Source organism: Arthrobacter sp. YAF34 (assembly GCF_052113245.1).
Taxonomy (GTDB): domain Bacteria; phylum Actinomycetota; class Actinomycetes; order Actinomycetales; family Micrococcaceae; genus Arthrobacter.
In genome coordinates, this window is sequence record NZ_JBFRCV010000005.1 from 173,975 (window position 1) to 189,032 (window position 15,058).

The 15,058-nt window shown below is 65.3% G+C and carries 14 protein-coding genes; 11 read left to right on the top strand and 3 right to left on the bottom strand.

Translation table 11 applies throughout. The features are described from left to right. The first annotated feature begins 43 nt into the window (after positions 1 to 43). From AB4Y72_RS08250 to AB4Y72_RS08260, 3 genes are all read left to right on the top strand, one after another. Positions 44 to 352 (top strand): hypothetical protein, encoded by a 309-nt coding sequence (locus AB4Y72_RS08250; RefSeq protein WP_441425669.1) that lies wholly within the window; start codon positions 44 to 46, stop codon positions 350 to 352. A gap of 93 nt (positions 353 to 445) precedes the next feature. After that, entirely contained in the window at positions 446 to 2,674 is a 2,229-nt protein-coding gene (locus AB4Y72_RS08255) for an McrB family protein (RefSeq protein WP_441425670.1), read from the top strand. Positions 2,675 to 2,774: 100 nt separating this feature from the next. Then, on the top strand, positions 2,775 to 4,025 hold the full coding sequence (locus AB4Y72_RS08260) for a 5-methylcytosine restriction system specificity protein McrC (RefSeq protein ID WP_441425783.1): 1,251 nt from the start codon (positions 2,775 to 2,777) through the stop codon (positions 4,023 to 4,025). A 12-nt stretch (positions 4,026 to 4,037) separates the two neighbouring features. Here AB4Y72_RS08260 and AB4Y72_RS08265 read toward each other — a convergent pair whose 3' ends face one another. The 3 genes from AB4Y72_RS08265 to AB4Y72_RS08275 all read right to left on the bottom strand — a co-directional run bounded on the left by AB4Y72_RS08265 (position 4,038) and on the right by AB4Y72_RS08275 (position 5,565). Next, on the bottom strand, positions 4,038 to 4,394 hold the full coding sequence (locus AB4Y72_RS08265; RefSeq protein WP_441425671.1) for a hypothetical protein: 357 nt from the start codon (positions 4,392 to 4,394) through the stop codon (positions 4,038 to 4,040). A 186-nt stretch (positions 4,395 to 4,580) separates the two neighbouring features. Continuing rightward, positions 4,581 to 5,015, bottom strand: coding sequence for a very short patch repair endonuclease (locus tag AB4Y72_RS08270; protein WP_441425672.1), 435 nt, complete (start codon positions 5,013 to 5,015; stop codon positions 4,581 to 4,583). Positions 5,016 to 5,130: 115 nt separating this feature from the next. Beyond that, complete coding sequence (locus AB4Y72_RS08275; protein WP_441425673.1) at positions 5,131 to 5,565, bottom strand: pyridoxamine 5'-phosphate oxidase family protein; 435 nt, start codon at positions 5,563 to 5,565, stop codon at positions 5,131 to 5,133. A 725-nt stretch (positions 5,566 to 6,290) separates the two neighbouring features. Between AB4Y72_RS08275 and AB4Y72_RS08280 the strand changes: the two genes are divergently transcribed. The 8 genes from AB4Y72_RS08280 (at position 6,291) to AB4Y72_RS08315 (ending at position 14,951) form a co-directional block, all read left to right on the top strand. After that, positions 6,291 to 6,884 carry a DUF6318 family protein gene (locus AB4Y72_RS08280; RefSeq protein WP_441425784.1) on the top strand — a complete coding sequence of 198 codons (594 nt, stop codon included), beginning with the start codon at positions 6,291 to 6,293 and terminating at the stop codon, positions 6,882 to 6,884. 446 nt (positions 6,885 to 7,330) lie between these two features. Beyond that, entirely contained in the window at positions 7,331 to 7,831 is a 501-nt protein-coding gene (locus tag AB4Y72_RS08285) for a hypothetical protein (RefSeq protein WP_441425674.1), read from the top strand. Between the two features lie 267 nt (positions 7,832 to 8,098). Next, a complete protein-coding gene (locus AB4Y72_RS08290; protein WP_441425675.1) occupies positions 8,099 to 9,154 on the top strand; it encodes a 2,3-butanediol dehydrogenase in 1,056 nt (351 codons plus the stop codon). 78 nt (positions 9,155 to 9,232) lie between these two features. Beyond that, positions 9,233 to 10,303 carry an alkene reductase gene (locus AB4Y72_RS08295; RefSeq protein ID WP_441425676.1) on the top strand — a complete coding sequence of 357 codons (1,071 nt, stop codon included), beginning with the start codon at positions 9,233 to 9,235 and terminating at the stop codon, positions 10,301 to 10,303. Positions 10,304 to 10,596: 293 nt separating this feature from the next. After that, positions 10,597 to 11,307: a GntR family transcriptional regulator gene (locus AB4Y72_RS08300; RefSeq protein ID WP_441425677.1), complete on the top strand. Its 711-nt coding sequence runs from the start codon at positions 10,597 to 10,599 to the stop codon at positions 11,305 to 11,307. Positions 11,308 to 11,439: 132 nt separating this feature from the next. After that, positions 11,440 to 12,780 (top strand): MFS transporter, encoded by a 1,341-nt coding sequence (locus AB4Y72_RS08305; protein ID WP_441425678.1) that lies wholly within the window; start codon positions 11,440 to 11,442, stop codon positions 12,778 to 12,780. Then, a complete protein-coding gene (locus AB4Y72_RS08310; RefSeq protein ID WP_441425679.1) occupies positions 12,777 to 13,868 on the top strand; it encodes a 2-hydroxyacid dehydrogenase in 1,092 nt (363 codons plus the stop codon). The genes AB4Y72_RS08305 and AB4Y72_RS08310 overlap by 4 nt, the downstream gene beginning before the upstream one ends. 78 nt (positions 13,869 to 13,946) lie before the next feature. Then, positions 13,947 to 14,951 carry a sugar phosphate isomerase/epimerase family protein gene (locus tag AB4Y72_RS08315; RefSeq protein ID WP_441425680.1) on the top strand — a complete coding sequence of 335 codons (1,005 nt, stop codon included), beginning with the start codon at positions 13,947 to 13,949 and terminating at the stop codon, positions 14,949 to 14,951. The last annotated feature ends 107 nt before the right edge of the window (positions 14,952 to 15,058 follow it).

The following is a 15,058-nucleotide window of genomic DNA, read 5'->3' on the forward strand; positions in this document are numbered from 1 at the left end:
TGGCATGACTCCTAGAATGAACAATCCCGACGCATTAGGAGGCGTGGTCACTGTGAATATGGGCAAAAACCTGCACCAGGGCATGGGCAAGAATATGCACCACAACATGCACAAGCGGCACCCCCGCAAGAAGACGTGGAACGAGCTCTCGCCGAAGGCGAAGGTCGGGACTATCGTCGGCGCGATAGTCCAGCTGACGCTGCTCTATGCAGCACAACGGGACATTACGCGCCGGCCCGCCTCGGAAATCCGCGGCAGCAAGGCGATGTGGAGGGTCGCCACCCTGGTGAACTTCATCGGGCCCGGGTCCTACTTCACCTTCGGCGTCAGGCGTTCCCCCGCCATGAAATAGTCACGGGCGGACCACAGGGCTGATATCTACTGCGCGGTAGCTTAGGGGCGGCGTTAAATGCGCGCGTTCAGCTTAAACCTGTAAATTGAACGTATGACCCCATCCAAAAAGCCTGCCCTGCACCGTGCCCTCGGTATCTCCAAGGAGATTGAAGACGCGGCGTGGTTCGTGCTGGGCCCGGGGTTACTCGGCAAGGCGTCCGCCTTGGACGGCCGGACCAAGACGTGGTCCGTGCCCGCCGCCACGGAGCTGCTGGAACGCCTCGAACGGGGCGTTGCCGACCCCAAGGCGCCGATGATGACCAACCTGCGGCAGAACCTGGAAGACGCCACGCGCGGTGCCAAGCAGCTGGCGGTGGAGCTATTGTTCCTCCAGTCCTTGCCGCTGGCCCACGAGGTCAAGTCGCTCAAGGTCAAGCGCGCCCGCGTCGCCGAGGCCGCGTCCTGGCTGGAGCCGCCGCTCGAGCTCCCCGACGAGCTCTACGCCGGCATGACGGACCACGGGGTCATCCGTGACCGTACCGCGGAATTCAACTGGACCATCTGGGACCACCTGAAGTGGCTGTGCCGCTTCGTGCGGCACGTCGCCCAGCGGCCGGCCCACGTCGTCCAAGCCGCGGTGAAAGACCCGCTGGCCTTCCACCAACTGGTGGCCGGGACCCCGGATGACCAGCCGGCCATCCGCCGCAGCATCGAGTTCCTGGTCTGGCCGAGCTACTTCGAACCCGTTGTTGCCGACGTCGAACGCCAGGAAATCCGCGACGCCTTCGCGTCCCTGGTCGGCGGGGCCAAGGGGGACAGCGACGAGGAAGTTTCGGCGGACATCCACCGCATCCGCCTGCACCTGGACCAGCAGGCCGGGCAGCGCATCGACTGGTACTCCCGCCAGCTGGTCAGCCAGTGGCGGAAGGTCGGGGACCCAGGCCGGCGGGCTTGGTTGTTGCGCACGCACCACGACAACGCCGAGCTGCTGGCGGAGTGGCGGGACGAGGAAGCGGTGACGCTCGACGTCGAACATCTCCGCCTGCTGGACCCCGGCGTCACCGCCGGGCTCGTCCAGAACGCTGTCGACGAGGACTACAAGCACCTCGGCTACGTGGAGCGCGAGGACACCAAAACCGCCGTGTTCGCCTTCCTGACCGTCATGAAGCCGGGCGACCTGGCGCTCTACCAGAGCTCGGGCAAAGTCCGGATCGGCGTGGTGCTCGGCGAACCCGAACACGGGCAGGACAACCGCCGGCTCCGCCGCAAGGTCCGCTGGTTCGATGAGGAACACGACGCCACCGGGCTGCCCCGGCACGTGCAACGGCAGCTGACCACATCCGGCAACATCGTGGACATCACCCGCGTGATCCAGTCGCTTGAAGCCCTCCTGCCGGCTGAAGCGGAAGCCGATGCCGACGAAGCCGCGGAGCCGGACGTCGTCGTACCTGTCTGTGACGGATTCCGGCCGCTGACGCCGGAGTTCGCCGCCTCCCTGCACATGGACCTGGAGCCGCTGCAGGAAATCGCCGAATTGCTCGAAGAGAACCGGCAGCTGGTCCTCTACGGTCCGCCCGGGACCGGCAAGACCTACCTTGCCAAGCACTTGGCCGCCGAGCTCGCCGGCGACACCACCGACGAGCGGGTCAAGCTGGTCCAGTTCCACCCGTCGTACGCCTATGAGGATTTTTTCGAGGGCTTCCGACCGGACAAGACGGACGAGGGCCAGGTGTCCTTCAAGCTCGTGGCCGGCCCGCTCCGGCGGCTGGCTGAGGAGGCCGCCAAGCCCGGCAACGAGAGCAAGCCGTACTTCCTGATCATCGACGAGATGAACCGGGCCAACCTGGCAAAGGTGTTCGGCGAGCTGTACTTCCTGCTCGAATACCGTGATGACCGGATCTACCTCCAGTACAGCCCCAACGAGCCGTTCACCCTGCCGGACAATCTCTACATCATCGGCACCATGAACACCGCGGACCGTTCCATCGCGATGATGGACGCTGCCATCCGGCGGCGCTTCTCCTTCATCGAGCTCCATCCGAAAACGGAACCGGTGAAGGGCTCGCTGCTGCGCTTCCTCCAGGCCCGTGACCTGGACACGACGCCGGCCCTGCTGCTGGACGCGTTGAACGACGCCATCGACGAGTGGGACCGCGACCTCATGATCGGGCCTTCCTACTTCATGAAGAAGTCCGCGCAGACACCCAAGGGACTGCGCCGGATCTGGAAGTACGAGCTCATGCCGCTGCTGGAGGAGCACTACCACGGCCAGCTCAACCGTGCCCAGCTCGAAGAGCGGTTCGGACTGGAACAACTCCTCGGCCGCCTTGCCTACGCCTAGGCCGGCGGGGCCCGGCGGCTCCGCCGTGCTGGACCGGGGTGCGCCGGGACGTAACCGGCTGGGGCAGAAGCTACAGGGCCCGGGATCGTCCGGGCCGGGTGTGCCGCGGCGGGGCGGCGCCCCGGAGTCCTGCCGGCACATCGTCCTCGATGAGCTCTCCGCCGGTCTCGTGGAGCGGCTGGATCCGAACACCGCGGCCTACATCAACTCCAGCGGCCTGGCGAAAGCCTCGCCGATGGGCATGGGCCTGTACCGCATCGAGCCCGTGGGGACCGTCGGTTCGGTGCGTACCCCCACGGTGCAGCTGGAGGTGCGGCCGAAGGGCCGGCTCGGCCTGAACAGGCTCCTGTTCCTGCTCGGCTACGCCGGGGACCAGGGATTCCGGGACGATTCCGTCGCCGCGGTGGAACACACCGACCTCTGGAGCGCGCTGGCCGAATCATTGGCGCAGCTTGCCGACCGGGCGCTGAGTCGCGGCGTGCTGCAGGGCTACCTCATGGTGGAGGAATCGCTGCGGACCGTGAAGGGCCGGATCCGGATGTCGGACCAGATTTCGCGCCGGCCTGGGATGATCGTCCCGCTGGAGGTCTCCTACGACGAATTCACCGAGGACATCGCGGAGAACCGGATTTTGCGCGCCGCCCTGGAACGGATGTCCCAAGTGCCGCGTGTGCGGCCCGAAGTTCTGAGTCGGCTGCGCCAGCTGAAGGGAAAGCTCGACGCCGTGACGCGCCTTCAGTCCGGCGCGCCGCTGCCGCAGTGGCGGCCCAGCCGGATGAACAGCCGGTATCACTCGGTTCTCCGGCTCGCCGAACTGATCCTGCGGAACGCTTCGGCGGAGGCCGGCGACGGCAAGCAGCAGTCGGCGTCGTTCGTGGTGGACATGGCCAAGGTGTTCGAGGACTTCGTCGGGACAGCGCTGCGGGAAGCCATGGCCGTCCACCCGGGCGAGATGCGGCTGCGCTACAACGCCCTGCTGAACGAGGCCGTGCGCGACTCGGACCGGATCGTCGTCCAGCCCGGCGCCGTCCACTTCCTCGGCGGCCGGCCCGTCATGGTGTACGACGCCAAGTACCAGGCCGCGGCCGACGCCGGCGCGTCACTCTCGGGCGACCATTACCGGATGCTGGCCTACTGCACATCCTTGCGGGTGCCGACGGCGTGGATTATTTACCCGGGCGCAGGGGAAATCAAGCTGCGCCGGATTCTCAATACCGACATCGACATTGTCGAGTTCCCGCTGGATCTGTCCAAGCCGCCGTCGGAAATCCTGGCCTCGGTGGCCGATCTTGCCCAGCAGTCCTGGGGCGAAGTGCTCCGGCAGGCCAGTATCGATAGGTCAGCCAGCTAACCGCTCAGCGTATTAGGCGGATGCGTCCTGCCGGACGCCCACCGTCAGCAGGTGCTCCAGCAGCGCCTTTTCCGGCTGGCCGGGGTTGTTCTCGACGTGCCAGCGCAGTCTGTCCCGCACGTCAGCTTCTTCCGGGTCGGTGCCAGCGAGGACCTCGTTAATGATCGAGGTTGACTGCCGGCGCAGCGGTTCCAAACCCGGGTCCGTGCCGCGGAGCTGGCGCGGGCGGCCGGCGCGGTGCGTGGACCGGCCTAAGGGACGGAACTGCAGGACGGGACTCGAATCTGTGGGGCCGGAGTCTACCGGGCTGGAATCTGCCGGCGCGGCAGCCGTGTCGGGCTCCTGGTTGGACATCAGCAAGTGCGACATTGTGCGCTCTCCCGTGTTAGCAGTACGCGTTGGTACTGACCGAAATATGCCTACATCCCCCGGAGTCGAATACTAGCTGAGACATCCGGTTTGCCCCGGAAGCGGGGCCGCGCGACACGCAGGACTTCTCTGGTCCCTTGCGTCCGCCGGAAAGGCTTGCTGGTCTTTAGCGGCTGTTGTGCAGCTTCACGCCTGTGGCTGGCCCTGCAGGAAGGCGTCGAGACGCTGCTCCAACGCCGCTGAATCTTTCAGCTCGCACTCCCACACCGTGAGCACATCCCAGCCGTCGCGTTCGAGCTGGAGCCGCTGGGCGGCGTCGCGGTTCCGGGTTCGCGTGCGCTTGGCTTCCCAGAACTCGGCATTTGCTTGGGGCGCGTGCTGGCCGGTCCGGCAATCGTGAAAATGCCAGAAGCATCCGTTGACGAAGATGACCTTGCGACGGCCGGCGAAGACGAGATCGGGATTGCCCGGGAGTTTGCCGCCGCCGGCGCTGCCGTGCAAGCGGTAGCGGTAGCCCTTCGCGTGCAGCAGCCTGCGGACCAGCATTTCCGGCTTGGTGTTCTTCCCTCGGATGCGGGACATGTTCCAGCTGCGCCGCTCCGGAGTCAGCCTGTCCGCCATCACTTAAGTCTAGGCGGCCGACGGCATGCGATTGCGGCTGGCAATGGCTGGCGGAACTTGCCGTCGGGCCGCGCGCCGTCAGGCGCCTACGGCGGCCGGGGTTCGCCGTCGGGCGCTAAATCTCCCGTTCCGGGTGTTCGCCGAACTGGAAGTGGCGTCCGCTGACCGAGCTCGGCGTAATCTCCACGTAGAAGTCCTTCAACGTGGGAACCCAGGGCTTGAGGCCGAGCGCCTCGGCCTCGGCGATGTCCGCCGACTGATCGAGCACCCGCGCTGTGCCGCGCAGTACCACGGACCACGCTTCGTCGGAGAGGATTCCGTCGGTTTCGAAGAGCACCTTGGAATTGATCGTCATCTCCGCCAGCTTGTTTCCGGGGGCCGTGCGGAGGAACAGTTTCCGTCCGCTGGCCGCGTAGTTCACCGGGAAGATGTCGGGTTCTCCGGCGACGGTGACCACCAGCCTGCCGTGTTTCGTGCCGTCAATCAGTTTCCACGATTGCTCGTCGTCCAGCTTGAGGATGGGATTGCCGTCTTCGTGTTCAAACATCATGGGTTCATTGTTCTGATCCCACCGGTCGATTGCTAGGGGCTAAAGGACCAAGGGTGGCCGGGGGTCGCCTTCAGGCCGTTCCCGGGGGCCGCCGGTCGCCGGGAACCGAATTGTCAGACCCTCTCCATACTCTGATCCTGTTCGCATTGCATCGTTATCCAGCGGTGGTTCCTTCACGGTGCCGCGCCGATGGATAACTGATGGTCCTGCGTGTCTATTGGGGGCTGCAGGGACCGGACACTCGCGTGGCCGGGCAATTGCCCGGCCACGAATATGGGGAAATTATGTCTACTTTCAATTCGCAGGACACCGTTCCGGCCGCGGGACCGACGCCGTCTGAGGGCTCGACGCTTGCCGCGCCCGTATCGCGCGGCAACGACTGGGGAACGGGCCAGGGGGCCATGGCGTCCTGCAGTGGTTCCGGACTGGGGGCTGTCAAAAAGAAGTAGCGATTAGATCCGGCCCCCTTCACCCGGCGGCGCCGGGGCACACCCGACGGAGTATCTCCGGCCGATGTGCCCCGGTCTGTCCTCGACGGAACGTGGTGCCGATTCCAAGGCCTGTGGATAACCTTGACGTCCAAAATGTGACGTCGGTTACCCTTAAGCATTGTTTGGACTCGCGCGTCTTGATTTCTATCGGGGGAGTAGCTGACCATGACATCTCGCACTTCGCTATCCGGTCGCTGGCGCGCTTGTGCGGCCGCCTTGATTTCGATCTCCCTGATGTCGATCACAGCGTGTAGCGGGGGTGGAACACCGCCGCCCGGACAGTCATCTTCTGCCCCTCAAAGTCCGTCCGCATCGAGCACTCCGTCCACCCCGAGTGCCAGCCCGACGCCCACCGCCAGCTACAAACCCGCCGACGCGAGCGGCAAGGCACAGAACGTCCCTGTTCCAGTGCTGCCCGAGGCAGCGAAGGCGCCGACGAAGGCGGGTCTGGAGGCGTTTGCCCGGTACTGGTTCGAGCAGCTGAATTTCGCCTATGAGACTGGAAACTCGTCGGGACTGGACTCCGTGACTTCTGCTGGATGCGAGTTCTGTTCTAACATCACGCGGTCATTGAAGACGAACTATGAGGGTGGTCGGTGGTTGGCTGGCGGTCATATAGAGACACCATCAATAAACACGACCTATCAAGCTCAATCCGATGGTCTGTATCAGATTGCCGTCCAAGTCCAGCAGGCAAAGATCACCTATTTCGACACCGGCGGAAAGGAATTCCGGCCACCAACTCCACCTTCGGATACAGGAAACGTGATGCTCGCAGCCTTCAAGAATGGCGCCTGGCAACTAAATGCACTTCATCCAATCCGGTGAGCCAGCCAGTGTTTCGACCGATGAACCGAACTCTCAGGTGGTTGCTCCTCGGGCTAGTCGTAGCAGAGTCGTTAGTGGCTGCTCCTGTCGCTATGGCTGAAGACGGGGGCATTGACTCCGGTTTCGGAAATCAGGGTGTAAATGTTGGAGGCTGGAGACTCGATCCTGCGACGGGCCGCTTCGTGGCTCTTGAACCGGGCGCCGTTCCTGCAGATCCCTTCCAGTACAAATACGAGCTCCAATGTCACTTGGGCGGAGGCGACTTTGACACCGAGTGTCTCGCCCGCGCAGTGGACTGTTCGAGCGGACCAGACGGAAAAGCCGGCATCCCCGTGGTGTGGCTGAAAGCGCCGGCGGGGGTGCCCAACCCGACGTGGTCGTTTCAGTCCGGCCCGACGTGTCTCTTCGATCCCAGACCAGCAGACTTGTTGCCCAGAATTGCCGCCATGATTCAGCGGGAATTTCAGAAGCTTCCGATATCTCCGGGAACTTCCACGGCCCAGCCAAGTCCTAATACTCTTCGCGGAGCCGAGACCAACTTTTTCGCGACCGCCTCAGATCAGCAGTTCGACATCAAGATCCTTGCTCAAGCCGTCCACGTCACCGCCAAGCCCGTGCAGTACTCGTGGAGCTACGGCGACGGCACCGGCCTGGGCCCGCAAACGGCGGCCGGCGGACCGCTACCCCAGGACCGGTGGGGCGAAAAGACCCTGACCAGCCATGTCTACGCACGGACCGGTGACTTCCCGGTGGTGCTGACCACTTATTTCCAAGGCACCTACTCCGTGAACGGCGGACCGCCGCTGCCCATCCCCGGCCAGGGCCACTTCAGCTCGACGCCGCAGACCGTCAGTGTCTGGCGGTCGATCACCAGGAATTACGCGGACACCTGCCTGCAAAATCCACAAGGCCAAGGCTGCCCCGGAGTCGGCCCGCCTCCGCCGTAGGTACCGCCCGCCTCCTCCCCAGCGTCTGCACCAGAGCCGCACTACTCCAGCTCCCTGGCTCTGCAGGTAAAAGCACGGATGGAAGGACTGCCGACGCCGGTGTTCGAACTGCAGCCCACGCATCCCACACGCTTTCCCGGACAGGCCGTGACAATCACAGGCAGCGCCATCAGACTGGGGCTACGGCCCCGTTGTGAGAATCCAACTACCGCTGTCGATGCGCCTGACGGGGCGCATCCATGGCCCGGAATGCGAAGGTGCAACATCATGAAAGCAGCACGATTCCATGCCCGCGAGGATCTCCGGATCGAAGATATCCAAGAGCCGGAGCTGCGCCCGGGAACGGTGAAGATCGCCGTGGCCTGGTGCGGTATCTGCGGCACCGACCTTCACGAATTCCTCGAAGGACCCATTTTCACCCCGCCGCCGGGCCACCCCCATGAACTTACACACGAGGCAGCCCCGGTGACCCTCGGACATGAGTTCTCCGGCACTGTCGAGGAAGTTGGGGAAGGGGTCGAGGGTCTTGCAGTCGGAGACAACGTCGTCGTGGAGCCGTACTTCGTCTGCAATGAATGCGGTCCCTGCCTCAGCGGGCACTACAACCTGTGCACGAGGCTGGGCTTCATCGGTTTGGCGGGCGGCGGCGGCGGTTTGAGCGAGAAAGTCGTCGTCGAGGCCCGCTGGGTGCACCCCGTCGGCGACATCCCCCTGGACGAGGCCGCGCTCATCGAACCACTTGCGGTGGCCTATCACGCCGTCGGGCGGAGCGGGCTCGAAGCCGGCGACGTCGCCGTCGTCGGGGGTGCCGGCCCAATCGGCCTGCTCACAGCCGCCGTCCTCAAAGGCAGCGGCATCACCACGATCGTTACTGAGCTGTCGGCCGCCCGCAAGGACAAAGCGACTTCATCCGGCGTGGCGGATCACGTCCTTGACCCGAGTACGGATGACGTCAAGGCGCGGGTGCTCGAACTGACCGCAGGGGCCGGGGCCGACGCGGCGTTTGAATGTGCGGGCGTCAATGCCGTGTTGGACACAATGCTCGACGTCGTAAAGCCCGCGGGCGTCGTCGTCAACGTCTCGATTTGGGGACACCCGGCCACAGTGGATATGCAGAAAGTGGTGCTGAAGGAGATCGATTTGCGCGGCACCATCGCCTACTGCGGCGATCATGCGGCCGCCATCAAGCTCGTCCAGGAAGGAAAAGTCGACCTGAAACCCTTCATCACCGGGAGAATCGCCTTGGACGACCTCGTGGACAAAGGTTTCGACACGCTGATCCACCACAACGACACCGCGGTGAAAATCATCGTCCACCCGTGATCCGAGTCTCACGCGGAATAGTTGCAGGCGCCTTGCAGTTGTCGCCAGTGAACCCATTCACTGCGAAAGGAATTGCGCATGCTGTTTTCCCCGTTGACTCTCGGCGAGCTGGAACTGCCCAACCGGCTCGTGATGGCGCCTCTGACCCGCCTTCGCTCCGGCGAGGAAGGAATCCCGGGGCCGCTGGTGGTTGAGCATTACCGTCAGCGTGCCTCGCTCGGCCTGATCGTCAGTGAGGGCACCTACCCGAGCCCCGCCGGCCGGGGTTTCCCGGGCCAGCCCGGCCTGGTGACGCCGGAGCAGCTCCAGGGCTGGTCCAATGTCACGTCCGCCGTGCATGCCGAAGGCGGCCGGATCTTCGCCCAGGTCATGCACGCCGGCCGGGTCACGCACCAGGACACCACGGGCGGCCATGAGGTTGTGGCGCCCAGCGCCATCGCGATCGACGGCGAAACCCGCACCTACGCCGGAAAGAAGCCGTTCCCCGTCCCGCGTGCCCTCGGCACCGAGGAACTGCCGGGCATTGTCGATGAATTTGTCACGGCGTCCCGCAAGGCCATCGAGGCAGGGTTCGACGGCGTGGAGCTGCACTCCGCCAACGGTTACCTGCTGCACGAATTCCTGACCCCCGCGGCCAACCAGCGCGATGACATCTACGGAGGAACGCCTGAGAACCGTGTCCGCTTCGTCATCGAGGTGGCCGAGGCTGTTGTTGCGGCCGTCGGCGCGGACCGGGTGGGCATCCGCATTTCGCCCGAGCACAACGTCCAGGGCGCTGTTGAGCTGGACGCGGCCGATGTCCAGAAGACCTACGGCCTGCTGGTCGATGGCCTGGCCCCGCTGAACCTGGCCTACCTGAGCGTCCTCCACAAGGAGCCGACGAGCGCTCTCGTCCAGGACCTCCGCGCGCGCTTCGGCGGGACGTTCCTCGTGAACACCGGCTTTGGTGAGATCACGACGCGTGACGAGGCAGTGGCGCTCGTGGCAGACGGCCACGCTGACGCCGTCGTCGTCGGACGCCCTGCCATCGCGAACCCGGACCTCGCCCGCCGCTGGCGCGAAAGCCTGCCCGTCAACGAGCCTGATCCCTCCACGTTCTACGCCGACGGCGCCACGGGCTACACGGACTACCCCGCGTACCAGAACTAGGACCGAGGGCGGCGAGCCTCTCTCTCGCGGCGCCGCCCTCGCAGATGGACATGTCCCGCGATGACATGCGCGGCCGGGCAAGTCCCTGGCTGCACATTTCGGCCACTGGACATGCTCAGCCGCAGCCACGATCAGTGGGCAGAATGCCATTCTGCCCACTGATCGCGTTTAACAATGAGCATGTCCCCTCGGTTCAACGCGCCGAAGGCTGGACATGTCCCGCGCTGAAGTGTGTGCATGAGCATGTCCCTCAGGGGGAAGCCGTGTGGTGCCAGGTCCTATAGGATCTGAACATGCAACTAGCTTCCACCGGCAGCGGCTCCGAGGGCCGTCCCGCGGGCCGCCCGGTCAGCCGGCAGGTCCTGGCGGACCACGTCTATCAAGAACTTCTGGCGTCGCTGATGGATGGCCGGCTCGAACCGGGAGCCGCGGTGAGCATCGACGGAACCGCAAGGGAGCTCGATGTTTCGCCCACGCCGGTGCGCGAAGCACTTGCCCGGCTCGAACACACCGGAATGGTCCGCCGCGTCGCGCTCAAGGGCTACCGGGTTGCGCCGATGTACACCAGGGAAGACTTTGCCGAGCTCATGGAGGCGCGGCTGGCCATCGAACCTGTCAACGCCCGGCTTGCGTGCGCCCGGCTGACCCCCGCGCACCGCGACGCTCTGGCCAAGGCCGTTGCCGACCTCAAAAAGGCACCACGGGGCCCGTCCTTTGCCGAATACCGTGACTACCTGGAAGCTGATGAACGTTTCCACCGGCTGATCGCCGAACAGACCGGCAACCAGTTCATGGTCGCCGCCTATGCCGCCCTCGGCGGTCAGGTCCAGCGTTTCCGCCTGTTTGGCGGCGTGGGTATCACCGACGCGGAACAGGCGATCGCCGAACACCAGTCCGTCTTGGACGCCCTTTCCTCGGGCGACCCGGAGAAGGCCGCGGCTGCCATGGCCGAGCATGTGCAGAAGGTCCGCGGCCGCGCTATCGCGGACGCCCCCGCCCAATAGCTCCTCCTCCCGCGGGCGGCCGCAGCAGGCTTCCGCGCCCGAATTTTGTGACCCTCTTCACAGTCGATCGGAGACCCTATAGGATCTTCGATTGTGCGGCAATGAGGCCGTCGATCACAAGGGGAGTGAAGAGTGCAAACAGAAACTTTGGCCGCAGGGCCCAAGGAATCGGCAACACGCCGCACCATCAAGAATCTGCGCTGGTGGATCCTCGGCTGGGCGCTGGCCGCCGGCATCATCAACTACATGGACCGCAGCGCGGTCTCCATCGCCGCGCCACAACTGATTAAAGACTTCGGCATGACCCGGACGGACATTGGCCTCCTGGGCACTGTGTTCTCCTGGACCTACGCTTTTGCCCAGCTGCCCGCCGGCTGGCTTGTGGACAAACTTGGTGCGCGCCGGATGTACTTCCTGGCGATCGCGGGCTGGAGCATTGCGACCGCGCTGATGGCCGTCGGCAGCAAGATGTGGCAGTTCGTCACCTTCCGCTTCCTGCTCGGCATCGCCGAAGCCCCGAACGGGCCGGCATCGGCCAAGCTGACCGCGGACTGGTTCCCCCGGGCCGAACGCGGACAGGCCACCGCCATCTGGGACAGCGGTTCCAAATGGGGGCCGGCCATCGCACCGCCCATCCTGACTGCCATCATGCTCGCCTTCGGCTGGCAGGCCATCTTCCTCTTCCTCGGCGTCGCGGGCCTCGTGCTCGCCCTTGCCTTCTTCCTGTACTACCGCGCTCCCGAAGAGCACAAGCGCATCAGCGCGACCGAACTGGACTACATCGAAAGCCAGCGCAGCACCCAGCTCCTGACCGCCAAGAAAGTCTCGTGGCTCGGGCTCTTCAAGCACCGCCAAATCTGGGGCATGATGGCCGGCTTCTTCTGCGTCATCTGGATCTGGAACATCTTCATCGTCTTCCTGCCGCTCTACCTGCAGGAAGAGCGGGGCGCCAGCATCGCCAGCTCCGGCTGGCTCGCGGCTATCCCGTACCTCGGCGCCGCCATCCTCGGAATCACCGGCGGCTGGGTCATGACGCGCTACTCGAAGAAGGCGGGCCGCGATCCGCTGCTGGCCAAGCGCCACGTGATGTCCATAGCCGCGATCGCCGCCGGCATCCTGATCTGCCTCATTCCGTTCGTGGATTCCCTCCCGCTCGCCATCGGTGTCATGACCGTGGCACTGGGCTTCGTCGCCACCATGCAGGCAGCGGCCTGGGCCATGCCCGGCGACATTGTCGACAGCTCCCAGGTTGCCTCCGTCGGTGCCATCCAGAACTTCGGCGGCTACTTCGGCGGCGCCTTTGCCCCGCTGCTGACCGGCGTGATCGCCGACGCCACCGGCTCCTACGCGCCGTCGTTCGTGATCGGCGGCATCATCGCGGCCCTCGCCGCCGTGGCCTACACCGTGCTTGTCCGGGAACCCATCAAGGACAAGACCGCAGCAACGCAGACTGAAAGCCGAACGGACGCATGAGCACAGCAACAAATGCATTGACGACGACGGCGGTCGCCACCACGGCGGCCGCCCCGGCGGGAACCGCCCGCTCGCCTTTTACCGTAGCCGTCACCGCCGATGCCGCCCGGCCCGACGGAACCTCGATCCACGGGGACCTCGGGCTGCAGCGGCTCGGCGAGCATGGCATCAGCTGGGGCGTCCTGCCCAGCTATACAGACCCGGTGCCGCTCGCCGACCTGGCCGGGGTCGACGCTGTTCTGTCACTGGGACACATCGCCTTCGATGCGCGCACCGTGGACCACGCCCCGGACCTGAGGCTGATCGCCCGGTTCGGCGCCGGCTACGAAACCATCGACTTGGACGCCTGCACCCGCGCCGGCGTCGTTGTCACCAACACCCCGGACGCCATCCGGCGGCCGCTGGCAGTGGCCGGGCTGACCCTGCTCCTGGCGCTCTCGCACAACCTCCTTGCCAAGGACCGGCTGACCCGGACCTCTGACTGGACGCGGCGCGAGGACTACCGGGGTGCCCCGCTGGTGGGGCAGACGGTCGGCATCGTGGGGTTCGGCAGCGTGGGCGCTGAACTCGCGCGCCTGTTGGCCCCCCTCGGGATGAAGGTGGTGGGAAACAACCGCAGCGGCCGCCATCCAGAGGCCGCCGAACTCGGCGTCGAGCTGCTGGGCCTGAATGAACTCCTGGAACGCTCGGACTACGTGGTGCTCTGCGCCGCGCTCACCCCGGCGACCGAAAAGCTGATCGACGCCGCGGCCCTGGCCAGGATGAAACCATCCGCCTACCTGATCAATATCGGCCGCGGAAAACTCGTGGACACGGATGCACTCCGGGACGCGCTGCGGGACGGCCGGATCGCGGGCGCCGGCCTGGACGTCTTTGAGCCGGAACCACTGCTTCCCGACGATGAGCTCCTGACCTTGGACAACGTGGTGCTTTCCCCGCATTCCCTGTGCTGGACCGAGGACTTTACCCGTGACGTCGCCGCCAGCGCCATTGCCTCGATCCTGGCAGTCGCGGCAGGGGAGCGCCCTGCCAGCGTCCTGAACCCAGAGGTCTTCGCAACCGCGGCCTACGCCGCCAAAGGCGGGTAGCCCAAGGGTGTGACCTTGACAACATCCCATTGGATAGTAAATCCTATAGGAAACAGGATTCCACGAAGGAGTGAACCCATGGCCTATACAGCCGAAAACTGGCCCATCACCGCAGCGCTCCTGCAGTTCCCCGGGACCGACGCGCAGGGCAACCACATCAACGACGCCGACGCCTCCGCCTGGGCCGAGGTGCTGCAGGAGGTCAAGGACGCCGGCTTTGCCGACGCGGACCTCACGGACAGCTGGGTCCGCCCCGGCGACCTCAGCGCCGCCCGACTTGCGGAGTTCAAGCAGACTGCGGAGAACGTGGGCATCGGCATCCCCGTCATCTCAGCCATCCGCCGCAGCGTGATCGAGGCCGGAAACTGGGAGGCCAACCTGGCCTACAGCCACCGCACCATCGACGCCGCCGCCGAGCTCGGCTGCGAAGTGGTGTCCTTCGGACTGCACCAGGCCATCACCGCCGAGCAGCAGAAGCAGCTCTGGTTCTGGACCGTCGAAGGGTACAAGGACCCGGTAGGGGACAAGGAAGCGTGGGGCAACGCTGTGAGCCGCCTGCGCGACCTCGGCCAGCACGCGGCCGAGGTCGGCGTCCTGCTCTCGCTTGAAATGTACGAGGACACGTACCTCGGCACCGCGGACTCCTCCGTCCGGCTGGTCCAGGACATTGGCCTGGCGAACGTCGGCCTCAACCCGGACATCGGCAACCTCATCCGGCTGCACCGGCCGATCGAGGACTGGCGCGAGATGGTGGCTAAGACCCTCCCGTACTCCAACTACTGGCACATGAAGAACTACATCCGCGACGAGGACATCGCCCGGGACACCTACGTCGCCATGCCGGCCCCGATGGAAAGCGGCCTCATCAACTACCGCGAGGCCTTCAAGGTGGCCCTCTCCGTCGGCTTCCAGGGCATCCTGTGCACCGAGCACTACGGCGGAGACGGCCTGTCCGTCACGGCCAGCAACCAGGACTACCTCCGCCGCCAGGTCCTGCCGAAGACCGACGGATACGCCCTCGGCCAGAGCCAGGTTGCACAGGGCCGGCAGGTGCCGGCAGCCGCGGAACTCGCCAGCGCCTAAGCCGGCGTGTGATTCGGCGCCGAACCCGGCGCCCATCCCAACGCCCGGTGCGGCCGTCAAGCCATTTGGGGGCGGCCGCACCATCCCAGATCCACCCAGCTTCACTT